We start from the raw sequence: 22,706 nt of genomic DNA, 5'->3' as shown, positions 1-22,706 counted from the left end.
AGTGCTACACTGCCGCCATGTTTTCAGGAGAAGCCTATGGAAAATCTGCATCAGCATCTCAGCGAGGCGCTGAAACAGCTGCGCCAGGCGAACGGCTGGAGCCTGACGCTGGCTGCGGAGCGCACCGGCGTCAGCAAAGCGATGCTCGGCCAGATCGAGCGCGGCGAGTCCAGCCCGACGGTGGCGACGCTATGGAAAATCGCCACCGGTTTTAACGTTCCGTTCTCTTTTTTTATTCAGGGCAACGGGCTGCAGAGCGGCGATTCCGCGCGCTTCAGCCAGCTCAACGCGCAGATGACGGTGCGGCCGCTGCTGCCTTACGATGCGCAGCTGCGTTTCGATCTGCTGGCGGTAGAGCTGGCGGCGGGGGCGCAGAGCGATTCATCCCCTCATGAAAGCGGCTGCATAGAGCAGGTGGTGGTGATAGAAGGCGAGCTGCTGCTCGGTATGCGCGGCGTCTGGCGCAGGCTGCAGGCGGGGGAAGCGTTGCAGTTCGAAGCCGATGTGGCGCACAGCTATCGCAATCCGCTTGCCACGCCGCTGCGTTTTCACAGCCTGATCCACTACCTGAAGCGTCCCTGACCTTACAAATTGATACGAAGGTAAACTACACAGTTTACCTTCGTATCTCTATACTTGCGCTAACGTAAGGAGAAAGGCGATGAGCGAACTGACTGAAGCCGCCGCGATGCTGCGCATGGTGACAGGCAAGCTAAGCCGCCGGCTGCGCGAATCTGCGCCGCCGGGCGATCTCACCTGGTCGCAGGTGTCGGTGCTGGGGTATCTGGTGCGCGATGGCGCGATGACCATTACCGAGCTGGCCACGGCGGAAGGAGTACGCACCCAGTCGATGGGCGCAACCGTCGCCAGCCTGCTGGCGGTGGACATGGTGCAGGGCGAAGCGGATCCGCACGACGGACGCAAAACCCGCTACTCGCCGACGCCAGCCGCCCGCGCGCTGATTGCCGCTAACCGCGCCATGCGCGATGACTGGCTGGTGCGCGCTATCGATACGCAGCTCAGCGCCAGCGAGCAGCAACTGCTGCTCTCCGCTATACCCTTACTGCAACGACTCGCCGACAACGCATCCTGAGAGGACTTTCCATGGCTCTGACGACCCTTGATACCCAAACCGCACTGATTATCATCGACCTGCAACACGGCATTGTCCGCCTGCCGGTGGTGCACGAGCCGCAGCCGGTGATCGACCTGTGCGCACAACTTGCCGAAGGGTTCCGCGCCCGTCAGCTGCCGGTCGTGCTGGTGAACGTCGCCGGCGGCGCGCCGGGCCGTAACGAACAGGGCCGCCACAGCGGCGAGCTGCCCGCCGACTGGGCGACGCTGGTGCCTGAGATGACGCCGCAGCCGGGCGATATCACCGTGACCAAGAAAACCTGGGGCGCGTTTCATAATACCGAACTGCACGCCGAGCTGCAGAAGCGCGGCGTAACGCAGGTAGTGGTATGCGGCATCGCCACCAGCATCGGCGTGGAATCCACGGCGCGTCAGGCGTATGAATTAGGTTACAACGTCACGCTGGCCACCGACGCCATGACCGATCTTAACCTCGATACCCACAACAACAGCGTCAGCCTGATATTCCCGCGTCTTGGCGAGACGGGCACCGCCGCCGACGTGCTGGCGCTGATCAACGCGCGCTAAAATGGCTATCGCGCAGGCGGGCCTGATGCGCTGGGCCGGGCTGATTGTCAGCTCGGCGGCGCTGGTTGCGGCGCTGGAGTGGCTGCATATTCCGGCTGCGCTTCTGCTTGGCCCGATGTTCGCGGCCATCGGCTTTGCCGCCTCCGGCCGCGCGCTGAAAATATCGCGGCCGCTGTTCAACTGCGCCCAGGCGACGGTCGGCGCGATGATCGCCGCGGCGATCCCCGCCTCGATATTTCATGAAATCGCCGACGACTGGCCGCTGTTTGTGCTGTGCGTCGGCTCGGTAATTGTCGCCAGCCTGGTGCTCGGTGGCCTGCTGGCGCGTTTTCGCGTGCTGCCAGGCTCCACGGCCATCTGGGGATCGTCGCCCGGCGCGGCAACGGCCATGACCCTGATGGCGGAGAGTTTTGGTGCCGACGTGCGCCTCGTCGCCTTTATGCAATATCTGCGCGTCATGATGGTGGCGCTGGTCGCGACGCTGGTGACGCGCTTCTGGGCGGGCGGCGACGGCGCGCCAGCTGCGTCGCCCGCGCTCAATCTCTTCGCGCCTTTTGCGCCGTTATCCTTTCTCTTTACCTTACTGACCATTGCCGCAGGCGTGCTGGCGGCGCGGCTGTTGCGTATTCCCGCCGGCCCGATGCTGATGACGCTGATTGTTGCCTCAGTGGTGCAGGATGTCGGCTGGGTCGACATTACTTTGCCGAAATGGCTGCTGGCGCTGGCTTACGCCTTTGTCGGCTGGGGTATCGGCCTGCGCTTCAGCGCCGAGATCCTGCGCTATGCGGCGCACGCCTTCCCGCGCGTGCTGCTGTCAGTGCTGACACTGATAGCCATCTGCGGCCTGTTCGCCTTTTTACTGGTGAAGTTTGCCGGTATCGATCCGCTGACCGCCTATCTGGCGACCAGTCCGGGCGGCGCCGATTCAGTGGCGATTATTGCCGCGTCGAGCAACGTTAATATGCCTTTTGTGATGGCGATGCAGACCGGGCGTTTTATCGTGGTGATGTTCACCGGCCCGATTTTGTCACGCTGGATCGCCAGCTGGATGGCGCGGCGCGAGAAATAACGATCGCCCCGGCGCTGGCCGGGGCGATATTCCTTACTGAAACGCGTAGCTCACCGTCAGCCCGACGCTGTAATTGCGTCCCGGCGCCGGTTCGAAATAGCGTCCATTGCCTTCGTTAACGATAACGGAACCGACATAGTTGCGGTCGAACAGGTTATCGACGCGACCGAAGAGATCCAGCGTCCAGTTCTGCACCAGCCATTTATAGCCGCTGTTGAGCGCCGCGACGGTATAGGAGGGCGCCTTCACCTCGTTCTGGTCATCGGCGGCGATATTGCTCATATAGCGCATCTCCGCGCCCGCATAGAAGCCCTGTTCCGGCGCATACTCCAGACCGGTGTAGAGCATATTGCGCGCAATGCCGGGGATGCGTTTGCCGTCGCAGCTCTCATCGCCGCATGCGTTGCTGCGATAGCGCGCGTCGAGCAGCGTCCAGGCGGCCTTCACTCGCCAGTCTGCGGCGAACTGCTGATCCACGCCCAGCTCCAGACCGCGCCGACGGGTCTCTCCGGCGTTCTTATAGGTTGTGCGGCCGCCGCTGCTGGTGTCGGTGACGATTTCGTTTTTGGTATCGGTCTGGAACAGCGCGGCGGTGATCAGGCCGTTGCCGATGCGTTTTTTCGTCCCCAGCTCCACCGTATCGCTGGTCGCCGGTTTCAGTCCGGTATTGAGGCCGGTTTCGCCATCGGCGCGATAGGAGAGTTCGTTAATGGTCGGCGTTTCAAAGCCGCGACCCGCGGAGAGATAGGCGTTCCAGCTGTTGTCGATAGCGTACTTGAGCGACGCAGCGGGCAGCCATTTGTGATAGCGCGCGTCGCCGCTGTCATCGCCGTTGCTGGAGGTAATGTAATAGTCGTTGGAATCAAAGTTTACTGTGCTGTAGCGCAGCCCGGCGTCCAGCGACCATTTGTCGGTCAGTTGCCAGGCGGTCTGCAGGTAGGGATCGAGATTCCACATCAGGTTGCGTTCGTTGCGGCGAATATCGCCTTTCACGCCGTAGTCGGTCGCGTTGAAGTTCTCAAAACCTTTGCGGCGCTCGGTCATGGTTTCATAGTCGAGTCCGCCGGTCAGCGTTACCGGCACGCTGAACAGGGTGTCGCGATGCGTCCAGCGCGTGTCGATGCCCTGATAGTGGCGCGTCAGGTCGATTACGCCGCCTGGATGTTTAGGGTTGAGCTGCACGCTTTTCGGGATCGACTGATACTGAGTAGTTTCGCGGATCCCGGCGTACATCATGACGCTGAGATCGTCGTTCTCACTCATCTGGCGCTGGTAGTGCAGGCCGCCCTGAGTCTGATCCACGGTTTTGCGCGTGTTATAGAGCGTTACGTTGCTGACCACCTGACGCGGATTCGCGCGCCACTGATCCGGCGTCAGGCCGCCAGGATCCTGCGCGTCGATATGTACGCTGTTAAACAGCAGCGTCAGGCTGCTGACGTCGTCGATGCGAACGCCCAGCTTCGCGTTGCCGAGGTTCTTCTGCGCCGCGCTGTGGTCGCGGTAGCCGTGGGTGGTGAAACGCGAGGCGGAAACGGTGTAGTTAACGTCGCCCGCATGGGTGCCATCGCCGGTGGCGCCGCTCGCTTTAACGCTGTTGCGCCAGCTGCCGTAGCTGCCGTACCAGCTGCTCGCTTCCAGCGTCGGCGGCTGCTGGCCTGTCTGGGTCTCGACGTTGATCACGCCGCCTGAGGCGTTGCCGTAGAGCGCGGAAAAGGGGCCGCGCAGCACTTCGATATGGTCAATGGAGCCAATATCGATATTGGAAGTTTGTCCCTGTCCGTCGGGCATGGTGGCGGGAATGCCGTCCACGTACATGCGCAGCCCGCGCACGCCGTAGGTAGAGCGCGAACCAAAACCGCGCACCGAGAGCTGTAAATCCTGAGCGTAATTTTGCCTGTTCTGGATTTGCAGTCCCGGCACGCTGCCGAGATTTTCCGACAGGTTGACGCGCGGCGCGGCCTGACGCATATCTTCGCCGCTCACCACGCTGACGGCGGCGGGCGTATCAAGTTCGGAAAGGCCGGTTTGCGCCGGCGCGGCGCTGACGACCATCGTACTGCCGGTATCGTCAGCCGCCAGCAGGGGCAGCGGCAGTATGGCAGGCAACAGCACGCTGACCTGACGCAGTGATGCAATTTTCATGAGTGAAAGACCGTAATAAAGAGATGAAATGAACCAAATGGAACATTAGGCGCGTATGTTAAGGCTTTTTACGATTATTTGAAAAGCGTAAATAATAAGGTGGTTTTATGCGAAATTCAGCGTCGAAAAATGTTTTCCCAGGCTGGATTTTTACTGACTTTCCCTTCAGTCTTAAATGTTTACTTTCCAGGACGCGTTAATGATAACGCCCATCCGGGCGCAGCGCCGCAAACATCTGTCCGTCACGACAACCAGAGGAATCAGTATGAGTCAACAACCTGCAGTCGCCGTATTAGGTTTAGGTGCCATGGGGCATGCCTTCGCCGCCAACCTGCTGAAAAAAGGATTTACCGTGTATGGCTGGAACCGTACGCGGGCGCGCGGCGAAGATCTGGTCGCGTCTGGCCTGAAGCTGAGCGACAGCCCGGCAGAGGCGGTGCGCGACGCAGATGTGGTTATTGCCATGCTCGCCGACGGCGAGACCACGGAAAAGACGCTGCACCAGGTTAAAGACGCGCTGAAGCAGGGGGCGACTATCGCGCAGATGGGCACCATCGGCGTCCAGAAAACCGATGCCCTGATCGCCTGGTGCGCCGGGCAGCGTCCGGACGTGCTCTTTATCGACGCGCCCGTCTCCGGCACCAAAGCGCCGGCTGAAAACGCGCAGATCCTGGTGATGGCCAGCGGCGACCAGTCGCGCGCGCAGGCAGCGGAAGCGGTTTTCGCCGCTATCGGCAAAGGTACCCAATGGCTGGGCGAGGCGGGGAAATCGTCACGCATGAAGCTGGTGGTCAACAGCTGGCTGATCGGCCTGATGCAGAGCCTGGCGGAGAGTACGCGCCTGGCGGAGGAGTTCGGCTTCACCACCGAGGACCTGTGGAAGGTGCTGGATGGCGGCCCGCTGGCAGCCCCTTACGCTAAAGTGAAACTCGGCATGATCGCCAGCGAAGATTTTACCCCGCAGATGCATCTGGTCTGGGCGCTGAAAGACGCGAAGCTGGCGTTAGAGGCGAAGGGCGACGCGAAACTGCCGGCGCTGGAGCATATCGCCGAACTGTGGCAGCAGGCGGTTGACGCAGGCTACGGCGAAAAAGATCTGGCGTCGATCCATCATTATCTGAAGGGATAGCGCGTAACGGCGCGGTATTTCCCTGCGAGGTGACAACCGCTGGCGCAAAAGCCTCAGCCTTATGCGTCCGGCGGCTATCCTCATGCGGAATCGGCATCGGTGATTTTCAACGTTCGCTTTACTCTGGATGTTTTGCGCCGGGAGGAAGCCGCATGAAATATCACGCCGTTTATATCGCGCTGGCGCTGGCCGCCGCGACGTCTGCACAGGCCGTCACGCTGCGCATCGCCGATCAAAAAGGTAATATGCGCGCCGAGATGGCGTCAGCGCATCAGCTCGACAATCTGAACTACACCATAGAATGGGCGGAGTTTCCCGCCGCCGCGCCGCTGGCGGAAGCGCTTAACGCGGGCGCGGTTGACGCCGGCATTATCGGCGACGCGCCGCTACTCTTCTCGCTGGCCGCCGGTTCGCAGGTGAAAGCGGTTGCAGTAAGCAAATCGGTGCCCGCCGGGCTGGCGGTGCTGGTGCGCCCCGATTCGCCGATTAAAACGGCCGCCGAGCTGAAAGGAAAAAGCATCGCCACCGGGCGCGGCTCCATCGGCCACCTGCAGGCGTTAAAAACGCTTGAGCAGGCCGGGTTAAGCGATAAAGAGGTCACCTGGCGCTTTTTACAACCTGCCGATGCGCGTATCGCGCTCTCTAACGCTTCGGTAGACGCCTGGGCAACCTGGGATCCCTACACCGCACTGGCGGAAGTCACGCAGACGGGCCGCGTACTGGTAAACGGCGTGGGGCTGGCTACCGGCAACAGCTTCCTGGCCGCCACCGACGCCGCCCTCAATGATGACGATAAACGCGCCGCGCTGCAGGATTACGTCAATCGGCTGGCGGCGGCGGATCGCTGGGCCAACAGCCACGTCAGCGACTACGCGCAGACGCTGGCGAAGATTATCGGCTTCCCGCCCACCGCAGCGGAAAAATCGTTCTCCCGTCGCCGGTCGCACTGGCAAAGCATCGACGATAATACGGTGCAACAGCAGCAGGAGACCGCCGACTTTTACCATAAATATGGCCTGATCCAGAAAACGCTTGATGTGAAACCCACCTTTTATCGCGGCCTGACGGTGGCGCAGGGCGGTTAAAGCAGGATGCGGTTGCGCGGCAACACAAAACAGCGTAGAAAGCTGAACAAGGAATGTTCGTTGCGTCTGGCGTATACTCAACAGAGCGCAACCGCATACATCAGCGCGATGTAAAGGCGAGGAGGTAAAATGAACAGGCTGCAAAGGTTTATGGGCAAGTGGTTCGCCGAGCCAGATAAGTTTATGCGCGGATTAACCAATGAAGATCTGCGTTACTCCGATCAGGACAAGCTTATCCTCGACGTTAACGGCAACGCCCGACTGAACATGAATAACCCCGACGTGGGCAGAGCGATGCGCGCGCGTATGGAAGAGCTGGCGCAAAAACGTTAAGGGCGCGCGATGGGACCGCTGGTCATTATGGTCGTGCTGGTCTGCGGCTACTGGTATACGGAAAACCATTACCCTTCGCGCACGCGTCAGGCCCGCTCAAGCGGCTGGATCGCCTATTTTTACGTGGCGATGCATGGCGCGAAATTCGCACTTCAGGGCTTTTTCGGCGTGGCGCTTATCTATGCCGCGCTGTTTCTTCTGAGTCTGCTTCTCTCTGTTCCTCATCTCTTTTTCCCCGATTACGCCGTCCGGGATTACTACTCCTGGCTGACCCGCACCACCCTGATGAACTATCCGCTCTTTTTCGAGCTGGGTCTGGCGCTCGCCTGCCTGCGCGCCTGGCGAGCGGGCGAGGCGGCTCGACGATCGATGCGAGACGGGAAAAGCAGCATGGCGGAATACCGTAAAGTCGCCAGAGAAGATGGTATGGAGTCGCTGCTGCTGCAGGCGATAGAAGAGGAGAAACTGGTGTTCGTGACGCTGAAATCGCGCAAGGTTTATATCGGCTACGTCGCGGCGCCGCGCATTGAACATACGCAAACGCAGCATCTGGCGCTTATCCCCTATATCAGCGGCTACCGCGACAAAGAGACGCTGCGCTTCTGCGAGCAGCATCGCTATTACGAACTCTACCTGGCGCAGAATATCACTCCCGATTCTGAGCCGCTCAACCTGCAGCACTTCCGTCATCTTATTCCCATGGCGGAGGTCGAGGCGGTTTCGCTGTTCGATGTCGCCACCTATAAAATTTTCGATCGCTTCTCTGTTACGCCGGAGTCGGAGTAACCATTCGTGCCCTCTGGTTTGGCGTTTACCCTGCGGGCGCGTAACATAGCCCGATGTCGAGTTTTTTAAGCGCTTATTTCTCCGATGTTAACTTTTGATGGCCATAACGATCTGCTGCTCAACCTGTGGCTGAATCATCGTGATGCGCCGGTCGACGCCTTCTTTAACGGTATTGAACGCGGCCACCTCGATTTTCCGCGCATGCAGCAGGGCGGCTTTTTCGGCGGCCTGTTCGCGATCTTTGTGCCGCCTCAGGCCTATATCGCCCAGACGACGCCGCACCTTGCCGATACGCCTTATCAGCCGCTGGAGATCATGTGGCAGCAGCTGGCTATTCTGCAGCAGATCGCCGAACAGTCGCAGGGGCGCGCGCGCCTGTGCCGCAGCGCCGCTGATATTGCCGCCTGTCGTGCCGAGGGCGTGCTGGCGCTGGTAGCCCATATTGAAGGCGCGGATGCGCTGGATGAAGAGGGCGAACAGCTGCAGGCATTTTACGACGCGGGCGTACGCAGCATCGGTCCTTTCTGGAACCTGCCTAACCGCTTCGGCGTCGGCGTGACCGGCGCGTTTCCCGGCTCGCCGGACAGCGGACCGGGCCTTACCGATGCCGGTAAAGCGCTGATTAAGCAGGCTAACGCGCTCAATATGCTGATCGACGTATCGCATATGAACGAAAAAGCGTTCTGGGACACCGCCGCGCTCTCTGACTCGCCGCTGGTCGCCACTCACTCCAACGCCCATGCCCTCTGCGCCCAGCCGCGAAATCTTACCGATGCGCAGCTTATCGCCATTCGCGACAGCGGCGGCATGGTCGGCATTAACTTCGGCAATGCGTTTCTGCGCGCCGACGGCAAACGCGACGGCGACACGCCGCTGAGCGAAATTGTCAGGCATTATGAACGGCTCATAATGATAATGGGCAGCGATCATGTCGGATTTGGCTCTGATTTTGACGGCATCTCCACGCCAGAGGCGCTAAAAGATGTGTCAGGTCTGCCGCGGCTGTTCGCAGCATTTCGCGATGCGGGCTATGATCAGGATCGGCTGGAGAAACTCGCTTCAGGCAACTGGCAACGCGTGCTGCAGGCGATCTGGCGAGGCTGATTCATTTCCATAACATTTGCGGGTTGATCTCGCTGCGCCGTTAGCGCACCATCAGCCGGCTCAAAATTGCGTGCATAATCATTTGATTGTTTACGTAATGATACCTGACGGGTATCGCTTTGTTCATTCACCTTAGAGGAAGACTATTATGTGGAAAAAACCTGAATTTGTTGATTTACGTCTCGGTCTGGAAGTAACGCTGTACATCTCCAACCGTTAATATTTATGCCCGCCAGTGCGCGGGCATTTTGTTTCAACACCGGGTTTCCCTATGTACATCAAAGTTCTTGGCTCCGCCGCCGGCGGTGGCTTTCCTCAATGGAACTGCAACTGCGCCAACTGTCAGGGCGTGCGCAACGGTACGATTCAGGCCAGCGCGCGTACCCAGTCCTCAATTATTCTCAGCGACGACGGCGAAAACTGGGTGTTATGTAACGCCTCGCCGGACATCAGCCAGCAGATCGCCCATACGCCGGAACTGATAAAAAAAGGCGTGCTGCGCGGCACCGCTATCGGCGCCATTATTCTTACCGACAGCCAGATCGATCACACTACCGGTCTGCTTAGCCTGCGCGAAGGCTGCCCGCATCAGGTGTGGTGCACGCCAGAAGTGCATGCCGATCTCACCAGCGGCTTTCCGGTCTTCACCATGCTGAAACACTGGAACGGCGGGCTGCAGCATCGTCCGATCGCGCCGCTGGAGGCTTTCAGCGTCGATGTTTGTCCCAGTCTGCGCTTTACCGCTATCCCGATCCTCAGCAACGCGCCGCCTTATTCTCCTTACCGCGACCGCCCGCTACCGGGGCACAACGTGGCGCTGTTTGTTGAAAATATCGCCACTAAACAGACGCTGCTCTATGCGCCGGGCCTCGGCGAGCCGGACGCGGTGATTATGCCCTGGCTGCAGAAGGCGGACTGCCTGCTGATCGACGGCACCGTCTGGAAAGACGACGAGCTGCAGGCGACCGGCGTCGGCACCAACACCGGCAAGGCGATGGGCCACCTGGCGCTCTCCGACGAGCAGGGGCTGATGGCGCTGCTCGCCTCGCTGCCGGCGAAACGCAAAATTCTTATTCACATTAACAACACCAATCCGATCCTTAACGAGCAGTCGCCGCAGCGTCAGTTCCTGACGCAGCAGGGCATAGAAGTAAGCTGGGACGGCATGGCGATTCATCTCCAGGAGTGAGTGATGCAGATAACCGAGACGCTGACGCCGCAGGCGTTTGAACAGGCGCTGCGCGATAAAGGCGCGTATTACCATATTCATCATCCTTACCATATCGCGATGCACAACGGCGACGCGACGCGCGAGCAGATCCAGGGCTGGGTGGCGAACCGTTTCTACTACCAGACCAGCATCCCGCTCAAGGATGCGGCGATCATGGCGAACTGCCCCGATCCCGCAACGCGCCGTAAGTGGGTGCAGCGTATTCTCGATCACGACGGCAGCAACGGCCATGACGGCGGCATTGAAGCCTGGCTGCAGCTGGGTGAAGCGGTAGGGTTAACGCGCGAGGAGCTGCTGTCAGAGCGCCATGTGCTGCCGGGCGTGCGCTTCGCCGTCGACGCCTATGTTAACTTCGCGCGCCGCGCTAACTGGCAGGAAGCGGCCTGCAGCTCGCTGACCGAGCTGTTCGCGCCGCAGATCCACCAGTCGCGTCTCGACAGCTGGCCGCAGCACTATCCCTGGATCAAGGAAGAGGGCTACTTTTATTTCCGCAGCCGCCTGAGCCAGGCGAACCGCGATGTCGAACACGGCCTGGCGCTGGCGCTTGAGTTCTGCGATACGGTAGAGAAGCAGAACCGAATGCTGGAGATCCTGCAATTCAAGCTCGATATTCTCTGGACCATGCTGGACGCCATGACCATGGCCTACGCGCTGAATCGTCCGCCTTACCATACGGTCACCGATAAGGCGGCCTGGCACACTACACGACTGGTATAACCCCATGAATGAAAACTCTATCCCCGCGTTCCGCCGCGGCTATCGTATGCAGTGGGAAGCCGCGCAGGAGAGCCATGTGGTGCTCTATCCGGAAGGCATGGCGAAGCTGAATGAAACGGCTGCCGCCATTCTGGAACGGGTAAACGGAAAAGAGAGTGTGGCCGCTATTATCGCCGACCTCGACGCGCGCTTCCCGGAAGCGGGCGGCGTCGGCGAAGACGTTAAAGAGTTTCTGCGCGCGGCGCATGAACAAAAGTGGATAATATTTCGTGACCCAGAATAAACCTGCCGTCAATCCGCCGCTCTGGCTGCTGGCGGAGCTGACTTACCGCTGTCCGCTGCAGTGTCCTTACTGCTCAAATCCGCTCGACTTCGCCCAGCAGGAGAAAGAGCTGACCACGGCGCAGTGGATTGAGGTGTTTCGCCAGGCGCGCGCCATGGGCAGCGTGCAGCTCGGCTTTTCGGGCGGCGAACCCCTGACGCGTAAAGATCTGCCGGAGCTGATCCGCGCCGCGCGCGATCTTGGTTTCTACACCAACCTGATTACCTCCGGCATCGGCCTGACCGAGAAGAAGCTGGACGCGTTCGCCGAGGCGGGTCTGGACCATATCCAGATTAGCTTCCAGGCCAGCGACGAGACGCTAAACGCCGCGCTGGCGGGGTCGAAAAAGGCGTTCCAGCAAAAGCTTGAGATGGCGCGAGCGGTGAAGAAACATGGCTATCCGATGGTGCTGAACTTTGTGTTACACCGTCACAACATCGATCAGATCGACAAGATTATCGACCTCTGCATTGAGCTGGAAGCGGACGATGTAGAGCTGGCCACCTGCCAGTTCTACGGCTGGGCGCAGCTGAATCGCCAGGGCCTGCTGCCGACGCGCGAGCAGATTGCGCAGGCGGAAGCGGTCGTCAGCCGCTACCGCGAACGCATGAGCGGCACTGGCAACCTGACTAATCTGCTGTTTGTTACGCCGGACTATTATGAAGAGCGTCCCAAACCCTGCATGGGCGGCTGGGGGGCGATCTTCCTCAGCGTCACGCCGGAAGGCACCGCGCTGCCGTGTCACAGCGCGCGCCAGCTGCCGGTGGCGTTTCCGTCGGTGCTGGAACAGTCGCTGGAGGATATCTGGTATCGCTCCTTCGGCTTTAACCGCTACCGCGGCTTCGACTGGATGCCTGAACCCTGCCGCTCGTGCGACGAGAAAGAGAAAGACTTCGGCGGCTGTCGCTGTCAGGCCTTTATGCTGACCGGCAATGCCGACAACGCCGATCCGGTGTGCAGCAAGTCGCCGCACCACGACGTAATACTCGAGGCGAGGCGCGAGGCGGCGTGCAGCGATGTGAAGATAGGGCAGCTGCAGTTCCGTAACCGCACCAATTCGCAGCTTATCTATAAAACCCGGACCTTTTGATGGTGCTGAATATCCGTCAGCTGCAGCTGAACGGCCTGCGCGTGACGCTGATCCATCAGCCCGACGCGCGGCAGGCCGCCGCGCTGGCGCAGGTTGCGGCGGGCAGCCATGACGAACCCGAAGCATGGCCTGGGCTGGCGCACCTGCTGGAGCATCTGCTGTTCAGCGACAGCGCCCGGTTTCAGGGCGACGCGCGGCTGATGCCCTGGGTGCAGGCCGCGGGCGGGCGGGTCAACGCCACCACGCTGACGCGCAGCAGCGCCTGGTTTTTCGAGGCCGAGGCGAGCCTGCTGGCCGAAGGCGTAGCGCGGCTGGCGGATATGCTGGCCGCGCCGCAGTTTACGCCTGACGCGATCGCGCAGGAGTCGGCGGTCATTGATGCCGAGTATCGGCTGATCCAGCAGCACACGCCCTCCAGACGGGAAGCCGCGCTGAATACGCGCGTCAGCGCGCCATCTGCATTTCAGCGCTTTCATATCGGCAGCCGCGACGCTTTTGGCGACGATGTCGGGGCGCTTAAGCAGGCGCTGCATCAGTTTCATCAGCGCTTCTTTCAGGCGGGTCAGACGCAGCTATGGCTGCAGGGGCCGCAGACGCTGGAGGAGCTGGAACAGCTGGCGCAAAGCGTTGCCCGGCAACTGGCGTTGGGGAGAGCGGAGCCACCAGCAGAAGCTATTCATTTTGCCGGGGATGCGGATATCGCGCTGGCGACTCAGGGGCCGGGAGAACTGCGCATCACCGCCGCTCTGCGCGGCGATACAGCCACAATACGTGACAACGTCACCCTGATGCGCGAGTTTTTACAGGATGAGGCGCCTGGTGGCGCGATGCACGCCCTGCGCCAGCAGGCGTGGGCGCAGCAGCTTGAGTTTACCTGGCTTAGCCTGGAAAGCGCAGGCGGCTGGCTGGCGCTGCAGTTCGAAACGGAACAGCCAGAGGCGCTCTGCGCCTGGTATCCGCAGGCGCTGCGCGCGCTGGCGCAGACATCTCTGGCGCAGCAGCACCACTATCTGCGGCTGGCGCAGCAGCGTTTCGCCGCGCTTACGCCGCTCGATCAGCTACGCGAGCGGGCGTTCGGGTTTGCGCCGCCCACCCATACCGCAGGTTTTATCCCGCTGCTGCGCCAGCTGATGAGCGCGCCGCAGGCAAGGCTCTGGAGTTCGCCCGCGGTGCAGGGCGAAACGGTGGAAACGCAGGGGTTTACCCTGGCGCTGCAACCCTGGACGCCTGGCCACTTTAACGGCGCGCTGCCGACGCTGCGGTTTCATCCCCAGGCGACGCACGCCCCACATCTGACGCCGCCCGCTGCCCGCGCGCCGCTGCTGCACCTGGCGCCGGGCAAAGAGCCGGTCACGCTGCTGCTGCGGCCCCCTTTTTTCACCACGCTTAGCCGTACGGCGGCCGTCGCTATCGACCGCTGCCTGCGTCCGCTTTTCGCGCTGCTGCGTCATCAGGGCGGCAGAGGAAGCTGGCGAGAGATTGAAGGCATCTGGCAGCTGGAGGCGCAATTGCCGCCGGAGAGCGAAGCGTGGCTGGCGTCACTGCCGGACGCCTTGCATCAGAGAGACAGCCTGACCGCCGAGCCGCCGCCGGATGATGTGGCGATCCGCGAGCTGCTGCGACGCCTGCCACAGGCTGTGGCGAGCGCTGCGCCTGCGGAGGGCTGGTGCGCGGCGCTTTATGGCGGCTCGCCACCGCAGCATGACCTTATCGCAAGGTGGCTCTCGCCGCTGCCTGGGACAACAGACGAAAAAGCCGCAGAGCCGGTGCAGGGCAACCGGCTGACCGTGAAACATCACAGCCGCGACGGCGCACTGCTGCTGTTTCTGCCTTGCCCACCAGAGGTATCGCTGGCGGCGCTGCGCGCGCTGGCGCTGCTGATGGAGCCGCGTTTTTTCCAGCGTATGCGCGTCGAACAGCAGATCGGCTACGTCGTCAGCTGCCGCTATCATCGCTGCGTCGACCGCGACGGCATTCTCTTTGCCTTGCAGTCGCCGCAGATGATGCCCGATGCGCTGCTGGAGCAGTGCCATCTTTTTTTACAGCAGCTGCGGATACCTGATGATGCTGAAACGCTGGAAACGTTGAGCGCGCGTCTTAACGCACAGCTTAACGCCGCGCCGGACGCCACGAGCGCGTTGCAGTCCGCGCTACGCCAGGCACATGGGCTGCGCAATCTTGATAAGGCCTCAACAGAGAGCCTTACGCTGACGCAGCTACATCAGGCGCAGGCGCAGCTCCTCAGCCAGTGGCATCACGCCATTGTGGTGGCGACGCATTAAGCGCATTGACAATAATCACGCCAGGATATTGCTGAATTTATTTGAAAATTAAGACCAAAACTCTTCACTATATCTGCGCAAGCGTTTCGGAGACACTCAACGGGATTCGGCTGTTTTAAAAGGAACCCTAAGTGAAAAATATTAAACGTCTTGCGCTGCCGCTGCTGGCTGCCACCGCTCTCTACGTCCCGCTGTCACAGGCGGCCGCTCAGCAGTACGAGCTTAACCCGGAACATACCTCCGTTATCGTTACCTGGACCCATTTTGGCTTTTCCCATCCCACCGCTGATATTCCTGACAGTAAAGGAACGCTGGTGTTTGACAGTGAAAACGCAACGGCTTCTCGCGTTGACGTTACGCTGCCAGTGAGCCACATCGACAGCCATGTTCCTGCGCTGACGAAAGAGTTTAAAGGCGCGGAGTACTTTGATACCGCGAAATATCCGACCGCGACCTTCCACAGCACCAAAGTGGTTGCGAAGGGCGATAACAAGTTCGACGTGGAAGGCAACCTGACGCTGAAGGGCATCACTAAGCCGGTCACGCTGCACGCTACCCTGAACAAACAGGGCGAGCATCCGATGGTGAAAAAGCAGGCTATCGGCTTTGACGCCACCGGCACCATCAAGCGTTCCGACTTTAAGCTGGATAAATATGTGCCAGCCGTCGGCGACGACGTGACGCTGACTATTTCAACTGAAGCCTACGCGAAATAATGTCAGACCTCTCTCTTTAACAAGAGAGAGGTTATTTCCCGCCTTAATCCGCCTTATCAGTTAACCGCATATTCTCTCTTTTTTACTGGCGCTAAAGTCTGTTCTCTGCTGAAGAATCATTTCGCCAGAAATTATCACCCCTTGCATAAATTAACCTTTAAATAAGTGAATGTGCCGTAAAAATGAGGTAGAAATCACAATTCTGCATCATGGTGAAAAATGCGAAATTCGCTGAGCGTACGCAACTAAAATGGCACAGCGTTTTTTATCTCAACTTAATGAATAATAGCCAAAAAAAGAGATTTCTTTCTTTTTTGCTACTGTGATTAACCTCCCAAATATTGCCTCCATACGGAACATGTCAAGCCTCATCCTCGCTCTGTCTCTGCTCACTTTGTGATATTCGTTGCAAATTTAAAAGGCGTCCACCGGAACAATAACCTCAGAGCGGATTAAGCGGAGAGGTTGTTACAATGAGAATTGGCATGGTGATAAGCGGAGGGGATGTCGCCGGAATTAATAATTTTATCTTTCAGGTGGCGCGACTGTCTCAGGCGGAGATGGTGTTATTTAACGGCGGCATTGCGGGTCTGCTTAATAACCATCATCAGGAGATCGCCTGGCGTGACCTGGTTGATTATTCCGTCGCCTCCATTCCTTTAATGCAGTCAGGCAGAACCGAAAAGAAATTAGTACGCAGCGAATATGAGCAAATAGCCAGGCAGCTTAAAGCGCTGCGCGTAGAAATAGTCATTATGGCAGGCGGCGATGGTTCACTGCAGTTTTTGCATACGCTGAGCGAATTCGGCATTAACTGTTTCGGCGTCGGCATGACTATCGACAACGATGTTTTCGGCAGTGATTACACCATTGGTTTTTCCACCGCCTGCGAGCAGGTATTGAAAGAGGTGGCGAAGCTGCGCAATACCGGCCGGGCGCTCGCCGGACGCGTTTTTATGGCGGAGCTGCTGGGTGGCTTCTGCGGCGAGCTGACGCTACGCTCGGCGATTAAAAGCAACGCTGATTTCGCGCTGATCCCGGAGTGCCAGATCCCGGTACCGCAGCTGGCAGAACGTATCCGGGCGCGGCTGGAGCGGCAGAACAGCGTAGTGATCCTCTGCTCAGAGGGCTACACGCGCGAATACTCGCCTGGCTTTCAGGGGGCAATCGACACCCTGATCAAACAGCTGGAGCCGCTGACGGACGTGCGCATTCGTAAAACGATTATTGGTTACGGCCTGCGTAACGGCGCTCCCACCTGCGAGGAGATTTATCAGGGCGCCATTATGGCGGAGGAAGTGGTGCGTTGTATTCAGTCGGGTATGCGGAATAAAGCGGTCATTATTAATGGCAGCAATAAACCTATTCCGATTGATTTATTGAGCATGAAAAAACGTCTTGTCGATACTGAAGGGCATTATTACAAACTCGCTAAACAACTGAATATAGTCTGAGGAGATAGCCATGCTTAAAATTTTATGTGTCTGCGGCTGCGGACTGGGTTCCAGTTTCGCCATCGAAATGAGCGCAAAGGCGGTATTAAAGAAGCTGGAAATTGAAGCCGACATCGATCACACCACCATATCGGAAGCGAATGCCTTTAAGTCCGATATTATTTTAACGCAAAAAGCCTTTGCCGACGTATTAAACGCCGACGCCAGCCCGGAAGAGATGAAGCGCGTTATTGTGCTTAACCGGCTTACCGATAAAGGCGAAATTGAAGAAAAGATCCTGGCGTTTTTAAAAGAGCATAATGTAAAGGTCGCGAATCATGAATAGCGTGATTAATTTCCTGGTCAGGGATCTGTTAGGGCAGGCATCTATTCTGATCGCCTTTATTGCGCTGATCGGTCTGCTGCTGCAGCGTAAATCGGCGGGTAAAGTGGTGGAAGGCACCTTTAAAACCCTGCTGGGCTTTTTGATAATGATGGCCGGTATCAATATTATTGTCGGCGCGCTAACCTTCCTGAATACCATATTTACCCACGGTTTCGGCATGCAGGGCTATATCACCGATGTGGCCGCAATTGCCGGACTGGCGAACCGCGAGCTGGGATCGGAAGTGGCGCTGACGCTGCTGGTGATCTTTATCGTGAATATCATCATCGCGCGCATTACGCCCTTTAAATATATTTTCCTGACCGGGCAGGCGCTGCTGTGGATGGCCACTATCGGCACCGTGATTGGCTATAAGGCCGGACTGACCGGACTCCCGCTGATCCTTACCGGCGGCATTTTCGGCGGCATTATGGCGGTTGTGATGCCTGCGCTGGCACAGCCGGTGGTACGGCGCATCACCGACTCTGACGATATCGCGCTCGGCCATTTCTGTACTATCGGCTATCTGGTGCAGGCGGCGGTGGCGAAAGTGGTCGGCAAAGGCTCGCGATCTACGGAAGATCTCAAGCTGCCGGACAATTTCAAATTCCTGCAGGATACCTATCTGGCGATGGGCATCGTGATGGTGCCAATGTATCTCATCCCGGCACTGGCCGCCGGACCCGCGTTTATCGCCTCTTACAGCAACGGCATGAACTACCTGATGTATGCCTTTATGCAGGCGATGCAGTTTGTCGCCGGGGTGTTTGTGCTCTACAGCGGCGTGCGGCTGCTGCTCAATGAACTGGTGCCGGCGTTTCGCGGCATCGCGATGCGGCTTGTGCCGAACGCCAGGCCTGCGCTCGACTGTCCGGTGCTGTTTCCCTATGCGCCCAACGCCGTGATTGTCGGCTTTCTCGCCACTACGCTCGGTTCGATCATCGGCATGATCGTCTTCCCCATGTTTGGCCTGGCGATGATCCTGCCCGGTCTGCTCACCAACTTCTTCGCCGGTGGCGCGGCTGGCGTGTTCGGCAACGCGCTCGGCGGTCGTCGCGGCGCGATGATCGGCGGCGTGGTGCATGGGCTGTTTATCACCTTTCTGCCCGCCATTCTGGTGCCGATGCTGGAAAGCTACGGTTTCACCGGCGTCACCTTCAGCGATGCCGACGTTATCAGCACCGGCCTGGTATTAGGCCACGCCTTCCAGGGCAACTGGCTGTTCGTCGCGCTGTTCGTGCTCTTTATTACCCTGATCGCTTGGTTTGTTAACGGAAAATCCACTAAGCCCCGTGAGGAAAATATCCATGAGTCTGTATAACTTTATCGATCTGCTGCAGGTGGCTAAACAACGCGAGTTTAAAGCGCTTGGCTCATTTAATTTGCACTGCCTGGAAATGCTGCCCGCGTTTTTTAAGGCGGCGGAGAAGACCAACAGCCCATTAATGATCCAGATTTCGACCGGCACCGCGAAATATTTAGGCTACCGGCTGCTGGTAGACGCTATTTGTTCGCTGTCGGCCAGTAAAAATGTGCCGACCTGTCTGCACCTCGATCACTGTTCAGATTTAGCGGCAATTCAGACCGCCATTGATGCCGGGTTCAGTTCGGTGATGTATGACGGCTCGCATCTGCCGATTGATGAAAATATTGCGAATACGCGTCGCGTTATTGATATGGCGCGCCCGCGCAACGTGTCAGTAGAGGCGGAGCTTGGCGCAATAGGCGGCTCGGAGGATGGCAAAGTAGTGGCGCTGGAGGAGATCGCCTTTACGCCCGTAGAAGACGCCAGACGCTTCGTGAATGAAACCGGCGTCGATATGCTGGCTATCTCCATCGGCACCGTTCATGGCCTCTATACCGGCAAAGCGCATATCCAGCATCAGCGGCTGGCGGAGATCACCCAGGCAACCGGCACGCCGCTGGTGCTGCATGGTGGTACCGGCGTCAGTGATGAAGATATGCGGCTGGCGGTGCGCAACGGTATCGAAAAGGTCAATGTCGGCACTGAAATGAACGTGCAGTGGGTGGCGCGTTGCAAGCAGACGTTTGAAAAAGGCAAAGTGAACGACAGCGTGCGAAACTTTCTCGTTCCGGCGAATGACGCCGTGACGGATGTGTTAGTCGAGAAGATCCAGCTGTTCCGTTAATTTCTTTTCTCCACCATGAAAATATCATTGCCCGGCGCGATTCGGGGCAGGAGAGGCTATGTTTGGATTTATGAAAAAGGCTACGCCAGATAAAAGCGTGGATGACGCGGAAATTAATCAGCAGGCCGGCGAAGTGAACAGGGAAATAAGCGTGCTGGAACAGCGTCTGGAGATAAATTCCCGCGACGGCGAAGCGCAAAAGCAATTAATGCAGGCCTATAACCGGGCGCTGAGCTTATTTGCCAAAAGTAAACATCACCGCACTGAAATGGATGCGCTGTTCGTCAAAATGGATACGCTGCGCAATATTATGCGCAAGTCGATCTGAGGAGACCTGATGAGTATTAAACAGGTATTACAGGAGGCCAACGCCATTCAGGTCGGCGTCAGGGCGAGCAACTGGCAACAGGTGATTGCGCTCGCGGCGCAGCCGCTGGTGCGCGGCGGCTATGTGAAAGCCTCCTATCCCGAAGCGGTTATCGCTAACACGCTGACGCATGGCGCTTACTATGTGTTTGAAGAGGGGATTGCCATTCCTCACGCGCGGCCGGAGAGCGGCGTGGTTAAAGATTGCTTTAGCCTGCTCCTGTTACAGGAGCCGATCTCGTTCGATGGCAGCGACAAAGCGGATATCGTCATTATGTTTGGCGCGCGCGACAGCAACGCGCATATCGAAGAGGGTATCCGCGCCATTGTCTCGCTGCTGGATAATGCGGAAACGCTGGCGCGCTTACGCCAGGCGAACAGCGTGGCGGAGGTAATGGATATCTTATGACGCTCGCAACCCAACCCAAACAGGTGGTGCTGGTAAACGGCATTCCCGCCTCCGGCAAAAGCACGCTGACCCAGGCGCTTGCCGCGCGGCTGAGCCTGCCGGTACTGACGCTCGACAGCATAAAAGAGCCCTTTATGGCGAGCTTCGCGCCGGTGGATCGCCAGCGCAATCGCCAGCTGGGCTGCGCCGCCTATCAGGCGATATGGGAAATCGTCGGGCAGGCGCCGCCAGGGTGCGTCTACCTGATTGACGCCTGGTTCGGCTTTCAGCCGAAAAGCGTACTGGAGGAGGGGCTGGCGAGCGCGGGCGTCAGCCGGGCGCTGGAGTTGTGGATGGCGATATCTCCGGACGAGGCGGCAGCGCGCTACCAGGCGCGGCTGTCGAACCGGATGCCAGGGCATCCTGGTGCGGAATATCTGCCGGAGCTGCGGCGGCTGGCGGAGCAGGCGAGGCCGATGGCGGCTGGCCCGATATATCAGGTTGACGCCAGCATGCCGGATACGGAGGGCGCCGAACGCTGGCTAAAGCAGCAATTACAGCCGCCGCGCATAACATCTTTCACCTCTGGTAACGCCCTGTATAGGCAGGGCTAAACTGAAACCGGCCGCAGGGTCGGTTATTTTATACCCGCCTGCCGCTTGACGTCTGCGCAATTAATGACCGTACTTAATCAATAAATTGCCATTAAAGGAGAGCACTATGTCACTGCCACCCTTCCTCAAGCCAGGCGAAAAAGTTGTGCTCTATGACGGCATCTGCAAACTGTGCAATGGCTGGGTCAAGTTTCTGCTACGCAGGAAGCTTTCTCATCGCATCCGCTTTGCAGCTGTTCAGAGCGAAGAGGGTAAGGCGCTGCTGCGCTTTGCCGGACTGCCGGATGAAAACATACGCACTATCGTACTAATTGACGGCGACCGTCACTGGATCCGCGCCCAGGCGATTTTGCGCGTTATGCGACTGATGCCTTTTCCCTGGGGGTTGATCTCGCTGCTGAGGTTCATTATCCCCGACTTTATCAGCAACTATTTCTACAACCGCATCGCCGTCAACCGCTACCGGCTGTTTGGCTGCTACGAGGCGCAGCTTCCGGTAACCGCCGACTACCCGGGACGTTTTTTGCATTCCTGATAACGTCACTTCGGCAACAAAAAGTCAGCACGCTGCGGGGTAAAGGTATCCAGCAGCGTGCCTGCCTCAAGGCAGACGCAGCCGTGTTCGACGTTCGGGCCTTTATAGAGGGTATCGCCCGCACTGACCTCCTGAGTAACGCCAGCGATAGTAAAGGCGAAGCGACCGCTCAAAACAAAGGTCAGCTGCTCATGCGGGTGATGATGCAGCGGGCCTACTGCGCCCCGTTCAAAGGTGACCTCCACCGCCATCATTGTGCCGCCATGCGCCAGCACGCGGCGCGTTACGCCATTGCCTAAATCTTCCGGCTGCGTCTGCGATCGGTATACAAACATATGCGCTCCTCATTCAGGTCAGGTTGCTGCCTGCCGTTTTTGTGACTTTCCTCACGGCGCGACGTGCGATTAACGCATGCACTTTAGCCGCTTTTGATTAAAATGAAACAGTGTTTCATAAATAATTAAGGGCAGATCATGAAAATCGCATTAATGATGGAAAACAGCCAGGCGGCTAAAAACGCTGTTGTGCGCAAGGAGCTGGAAAATGTGGCGCAGCCGCTGGGCCATCAGGTCTTTAACGTTGGCATGAGCGACGAGCAGGATCACCATCTGACCTATATTCACCTCGGCATCATGGCCAGCGTGCTGCTGAACAGCAAGGCGGTCGATTTTGTTGTCGCCGGCTGCGGTACCGGACAGGGCGCGCTGATCTCTCTTAACCTGCATCCGGGCGTGGTCTGCGGCTACTGTATCGATCCGGCGGACGCCTACCTGTTTGCCCAGATCAACAACGGCAACGCGCTGGCACTGCCGTTCGCCAAAGGCTTCGGCTGGGGCGCGGAGCTTAACCTGCGCTTTATTTTCGAAAAAGCCTTCACCGGCGAAAAAGGGCTGGGTTATCCACCAGAGCGGAAAGAGCCGCAGGTGCGTAACGCCGGTATCCTTAATCAGGTAAAAGCGGCGATGCTGAAAGAGAACTATCTCGATACGCTGCGCGCGCTGGATCCAGAACTGGTGCGCACCGCGCTCAGCGGCCCACGTCTGCAACACTGCCTGTTCGAACACGGCCAGGTGCCGGAAATTGCCGACTTCGTGCGTCAGATCGCGCAGTAACGCTTTTGCTGGCGTGCGGTGTCCACCGCGCGCCTCTCTCTTCCTCCGAACCTCC

General features: G+C 58.7%; 27 protein-coding genes. 25 read left to right on the top strand and 2 right to left on the bottom strand.

Features of this window, described 5'->3' with window-relative positions:
- Positions 1 to 36: 36 nt before the first annotated feature.
- The 4 genes from MHZ89_RS00880 (at position 37) to MHZ89_RS00865 (ending at position 2,731) form a co-directional block, all read left to right on the top strand.
- Entirely contained in the window at positions 37 to 582 is a 546-nt protein-coding gene (locus MHZ89_RS00880; protein WP_311781478.1) for an XRE family transcriptional regulator, read from the top strand.
- A 79-nt stretch (positions 583 to 661) separates the two neighbouring features.
- Complete coding sequence (locus MHZ89_RS00875; RefSeq protein ID WP_311781477.1) at positions 662 to 1,093, top strand: MarR family transcriptional regulator; 432 nt, start codon at positions 662 to 664, stop codon at positions 1,091 to 1,093.
- An 11-nt stretch (positions 1,094 to 1,104) separates the two neighbouring features.
- A complete protein-coding gene (locus tag MHZ89_RS00870) occupies positions 1,105 to 1,662 on the top strand; it encodes an isochorismatase family protein (protein WP_311781476.1) in 558 nt (185 codons plus the stop codon).
- Position 1,663: 1 nt separating this feature from the next.
- Positions 1,664 to 2,731, top strand: a complete 1,068-nt coding sequence (locus tag MHZ89_RS00865; RefSeq protein ID WP_311781475.1) for an AbrB family transcriptional regulator — start codon at positions 1,664 to 1,666, stop codon at positions 2,729 to 2,731.
- A 33-nt stretch (positions 2,732 to 2,764) separates the two neighbouring features.
- Here the strand turns inward: MHZ89_RS00865 and pqqU are convergent, their stop codons facing one another.
- Positions 2,765 to 4,873 (bottom strand): TonB-dependent receptor PqqU, encoded by a 2,109-nt coding sequence (gene pqqU, locus MHZ89_RS00860; RefSeq protein ID WP_311781474.1) that lies wholly within the window; start codon positions 4,871 to 4,873, stop codon positions 2,765 to 2,767.
- 265 nt (positions 4,874 to 5,138) lie between these two features.
- Here pqqU and MHZ89_RS00855 point away from each other — a divergent pair, with 265 nt between their 5' ends.
- From MHZ89_RS00855 to MHZ89_RS00760, 20 genes are all read left to right on the top strand, one after another.
- Positions 5,139 to 6,002, top strand: a complete 864-nt coding sequence (locus tag MHZ89_RS00855; protein WP_311781473.1) for an NAD(P)-dependent oxidoreductase — start codon at positions 5,139 to 5,141, stop codon at positions 6,000 to 6,002.
- A 152-nt stretch (positions 6,003 to 6,154) separates the two neighbouring features.
- A complete protein-coding gene (locus tag MHZ89_RS00850) occupies positions 6,155 to 7,087 on the top strand; it encodes an ABC transporter substrate-binding protein (RefSeq protein ID WP_311781472.1) in 933 nt (310 codons plus the stop codon).
- Positions 7,088 to 7,216: 129 nt separating this feature from the next.
- Complete coding sequence (locus tag MHZ89_RS00845) at positions 7,217 to 7,420, top strand: hypothetical protein (protein WP_311781471.1); 204 nt, start codon at positions 7,217 to 7,219, stop codon at positions 7,418 to 7,420.
- A 9-nt stretch (positions 7,421 to 7,429) separates the two neighbouring features.
- Complete coding sequence (locus MHZ89_RS00840) at positions 7,430 to 8,206, top strand: hypothetical protein (protein WP_311781470.1); 777 nt, start codon at positions 7,430 to 7,432, stop codon at positions 8,204 to 8,206.
- 84 nt (positions 8,207 to 8,290) lie between these two features.
- Positions 8,291 to 9,310 carry a dipeptidase gene (locus MHZ89_RS00835; protein ID WP_311781469.1) on the top strand — a complete coding sequence of 340 codons (1,020 nt, stop codon included), beginning with the start codon at positions 8,291 to 8,293 and terminating at the stop codon, positions 9,308 to 9,310.
- Between the two features lie 148 nt (positions 9,311 to 9,458).
- Positions 9,459 to 9,530: a pyrroloquinoline quinone precursor peptide PqqA gene (gene pqqA, locus MHZ89_RS00830; protein ID WP_010617686.1), complete on the top strand. Its 72-nt coding sequence runs from the start codon at positions 9,459 to 9,461 to the stop codon at positions 9,528 to 9,530.
- A gap of 51 nt (positions 9,531 to 9,581) precedes the next feature.
- A complete protein-coding gene (gene pqqB / locus MHZ89_RS00825) occupies positions 9,582 to 10,499 on the top strand; it encodes a pyrroloquinoline quinone biosynthesis protein PqqB (RefSeq protein WP_311781468.1) in 918 nt (305 codons plus the stop codon).
- Positions 10,500 to 10,502: 3 nt separating this feature from the next.
- On the top strand, positions 10,503 to 11,258 hold the full coding sequence (pqqC, locus tag MHZ89_RS00820; RefSeq protein ID WP_269949064.1) for a pyrroloquinoline-quinone synthase PqqC: 756 nt from the start codon (positions 10,503 to 10,505) through the stop codon (positions 11,256 to 11,258).
- Positions 11,259 to 11,262: 4 nt separating this feature from the next.
- Positions 11,263 to 11,541 carry a pyrroloquinoline quinone biosynthesis peptide chaperone PqqD gene (gene pqqD / locus MHZ89_RS00815; RefSeq protein ID WP_120452539.1) on the top strand — a complete coding sequence of 93 codons (279 nt, stop codon included), beginning with the start codon at positions 11,263 to 11,265 and terminating at the stop codon, positions 11,539 to 11,541.
- Positions 11,528 to 12,670, top strand: a complete 1,143-nt coding sequence (pqqE, locus tag MHZ89_RS00810) for a pyrroloquinoline quinone biosynthesis protein PqqE (protein ID WP_311781467.1) — start codon at positions 11,528 to 11,530, stop codon at positions 12,668 to 12,670. Before pqqD ends, pqqE begins: the two co-directional genes overlap by 14 nt.
- Complete coding sequence (pqqF, locus tag MHZ89_RS00805) at positions 12,670 to 14,952, top strand: pyrroloquinoline quinone biosynthesis protein PqqF (RefSeq protein WP_311781466.1); 2,283 nt, start codon at positions 12,670 to 12,672, stop codon at positions 14,950 to 14,952. The genes pqqE and pqqF overlap by 1 nt, the downstream gene beginning before the upstream one ends.
- Before the next feature lie 131 nt (positions 14,953 to 15,083).
- Positions 15,084 to 15,668 carry a YceI family protein gene (locus MHZ89_RS00800; RefSeq protein ID WP_311781465.1) on the top strand — a complete coding sequence of 195 codons (585 nt, stop codon included), beginning with the start codon at positions 15,084 to 15,086 and terminating at the stop codon, positions 15,666 to 15,668.
- Between the two features lie 473 nt (positions 15,669 to 16,141).
- Positions 16,142 to 17,122: a 6-phosphofructokinase gene (locus tag MHZ89_RS00795; protein ID WP_311781464.1), complete on the top strand. Its 981-nt coding sequence runs from the start codon at positions 16,142 to 16,144 to the stop codon at positions 17,120 to 17,122.
- A 10-nt stretch (positions 17,123 to 17,132) separates the two neighbouring features.
- Positions 17,133 to 17,447, top strand: a complete 315-nt coding sequence (locus MHZ89_RS00790; protein WP_120452549.1) for a PTS sugar transporter subunit IIB — start codon at positions 17,133 to 17,135, stop codon at positions 17,445 to 17,447.
- The gene (locus tag MHZ89_RS00785; protein ID WP_120452551.1) at positions 17,440 to 18,807 is read left to right on the top strand and encodes a PTS sugar transporter subunit IIC; all 1,368 of its coding nucleotides are present in this window, start codon (positions 17,440 to 17,442) and stop codon (positions 18,805 to 18,807) included. Before MHZ89_RS00790 ends, MHZ89_RS00785 begins: the two co-directional genes overlap by 8 nt.
- Positions 18,794 to 19,636: a class II fructose-bisphosphate aldolase gene (locus MHZ89_RS00780; protein ID WP_120452552.1), complete on the top strand. Its 843-nt coding sequence runs from the start codon at positions 18,794 to 18,796 to the stop codon at positions 19,634 to 19,636. Before MHZ89_RS00785 ends, MHZ89_RS00780 begins: the two co-directional genes overlap by 14 nt.
- Before the next feature lie 58 nt (positions 19,637 to 19,694).
- Positions 19,695 to 19,964 (top strand): hypothetical protein, encoded by a 270-nt coding sequence (locus tag MHZ89_RS00775; RefSeq protein WP_311781463.1) that lies wholly within the window; start codon positions 19,695 to 19,697, stop codon positions 19,962 to 19,964.
- 9 nt (positions 19,965 to 19,973) lie between these two features.
- The gene (locus MHZ89_RS00770) at positions 19,974 to 20,411 is read left to right on the top strand and encodes a PTS sugar transporter subunit IIA (RefSeq protein WP_311781462.1); all 438 of its coding nucleotides are present in this window, start codon (positions 19,974 to 19,976) and stop codon (positions 20,409 to 20,411) included.
- Positions 20,408 to 21,004, top strand: coding sequence for a glucokinase (locus MHZ89_RS00765; protein ID WP_311781461.1), 597 nt, complete (start codon positions 20,408 to 20,410; stop codon positions 21,002 to 21,004). Before MHZ89_RS00770 ends, MHZ89_RS00765 begins: the two co-directional genes overlap by 4 nt.
- 106 nt (positions 21,005 to 21,110) lie before the next feature.
- A complete protein-coding gene (locus MHZ89_RS00760; protein WP_311781460.1) occupies positions 21,111 to 21,539 on the top strand; it encodes a thiol-disulfide oxidoreductase DCC family protein in 429 nt (142 codons plus the stop codon).
- A gap of 5 nt (positions 21,540 to 21,544) precedes the next feature.
- Here the strand turns inward: MHZ89_RS00760 and MHZ89_RS00755 are convergent, their stop codons facing one another.
- Positions 21,545 to 21,874 (bottom strand): cupin domain-containing protein, encoded by a 330-nt coding sequence (locus MHZ89_RS00755; RefSeq protein ID WP_311781459.1) that lies wholly within the window; start codon positions 21,872 to 21,874, stop codon positions 21,545 to 21,547.
- A 138-nt stretch (positions 21,875 to 22,012) separates the two neighbouring features.
- Here MHZ89_RS00755 and MHZ89_RS00750 point away from each other — a divergent pair, with 138 nt between their 5' ends.
- Positions 22,013 to 22,651, top strand: a complete 639-nt coding sequence (locus MHZ89_RS00750; RefSeq protein WP_311781458.1) for an RpiB/LacA/LacB family sugar-phosphate isomerase — start codon at positions 22,013 to 22,015, stop codon at positions 22,649 to 22,651.
- The last annotated feature ends 55 nt before the right edge of the window (positions 22,652 to 22,706 follow it).

The sequence above is a fragment of the Pantoea sp. ACRSB genome (genome assembly GCF_022346905.1).
Classification (GTDB): domain Bacteria; phylum Pseudomonadota; class Gammaproteobacteria; order Enterobacterales; family Enterobacteriaceae; genus Pantoea; species Pantoea piersonii.
Note: the sequence above shows the minus strand (reverse complement) of the source record. Positions and strands in the feature narration are given on the sequence as shown.

Coding starts and splice junctions, on each gene's coding strand:
- MHZ89_RS00880 (WP_311781478.1), top strand. CDS start 37: ATGGAAAATCTGCATCAGCATCTCAGCGAGGCGCTGAAACAGCTGCGC.
- MHZ89_RS00875 (WP_311781477.1), top strand. CDS start 662: ATGAGCGAACTGACTGAAGCCGCCGCGATGCTGCGCATGGTGACAGGC.
- MHZ89_RS00870 (WP_311781476.1), top strand. CDS start 1,105: ATGGCTCTGACGACCCTTGATACCCAAACCGCACTGATTATCATCGAC.
- MHZ89_RS00865 (WP_311781475.1), top strand. CDS start 1,664: ATGGCTATCGCGCAGGCGGGCCTGATGCGCTGGGCCGGGCTGATTGTC.
- pqqU (WP_311781474.1), bottom strand. CDS start 4,873: ATGAAAATTGCATCACTGCGTCAGGTCAGCGTGCTGTTGCCTGCCATA.
- MHZ89_RS00855 (WP_311781473.1), top strand. CDS start 5,139: ATGAGTCAACAACCTGCAGTCGCCGTATTAGGTTTAGGTGCCATGGGG.
- MHZ89_RS00850 (WP_311781472.1), top strand. CDS start 6,155: ATGAAATATCACGCCGTTTATATCGCGCTGGCGCTGGCCGCCGCGACG.
- MHZ89_RS00845 (WP_311781471.1), top strand. CDS start 7,217: ATGAACAGGCTGCAAAGGTTTATGGGCAAGTGGTTCGCCGAGCCAGAT.
- MHZ89_RS00840 (WP_311781470.1), top strand. CDS start 7,430: ATGGGACCGCTGGTCATTATGGTCGTGCTGGTCTGCGGCTACTGGTAT.
- MHZ89_RS00835 (WP_311781469.1), top strand. CDS start 8,291: ATGTTAACTTTTGATGGCCATAACGATCTGCTGCTCAACCTGTGGCTG.
- pqqB (WP_311781468.1), top strand. CDS start 9,582: ATGTACATCAAAGTTCTTGGCTCCGCCGCCGGCGGTGGCTTTCCTCAA.
- pqqC (WP_269949064.1), top strand. CDS start 10,503: ATGCAGATAACCGAGACGCTGACGCCGCAGGCGTTTGAACAGGCGCTG.
- pqqD (WP_120452539.1), top strand. CDS start 11,263: ATGAATGAAAACTCTATCCCCGCGTTCCGCCGCGGCTATCGTATGCAG.
- pqqF (WP_311781466.1), top strand. CDS start 12,670: ATGGTGCTGAATATCCGTCAGCTGCAGCTGAACGGCCTGCGCGTGACG.
- MHZ89_RS00795 (WP_311781464.1), top strand. CDS start 16,142: ATGAGAATTGGCATGGTGATAAGCGGAGGGGATGTCGCCGGAATTAAT.
- MHZ89_RS00790 (WP_120452549.1), top strand. CDS start 17,133: ATGCTTAAAATTTTATGTGTCTGCGGCTGCGGACTGGGTTCCAGTTTC.
- MHZ89_RS00785 (WP_120452551.1), top strand. CDS start 17,440: ATGAATAGCGTGATTAATTTCCTGGTCAGGGATCTGTTAGGGCAGGCA.
- MHZ89_RS00780 (WP_120452552.1), top strand. CDS start 18,794: ATGAGTCTGTATAACTTTATCGATCTGCTGCAGGTGGCTAAACAACGC.
- MHZ89_RS00775 (WP_311781463.1), top strand. CDS start 19,695: ATGTTTGGATTTATGAAAAAGGCTACGCCAGATAAAAGCGTGGATGAC.
- MHZ89_RS00770 (WP_311781462.1), top strand. CDS start 19,974: ATGAGTATTAAACAGGTATTACAGGAGGCCAACGCCATTCAGGTCGGC.
- MHZ89_RS00765 (WP_311781461.1), top strand. CDS start 20,408: ATGACGCTCGCAACCCAACCCAAACAGGTGGTGCTGGTAAACGGCATT.
- MHZ89_RS00760 (WP_311781460.1), top strand. CDS start 21,111: ATGTCACTGCCACCCTTCCTCAAGCCAGGCGAAAAAGTTGTGCTCTAT.
- MHZ89_RS00755 (WP_311781459.1), bottom strand. CDS start 21,874: ATGTTTGTATACCGATCGCAGACGCAGCCGGAAGATTTAGGCAATGGC.
- MHZ89_RS00750 (WP_311781458.1), top strand. CDS start 22,013: ATGAAAATCGCATTAATGATGGAAAACAGCCAGGCGGCTAAAAACGCT.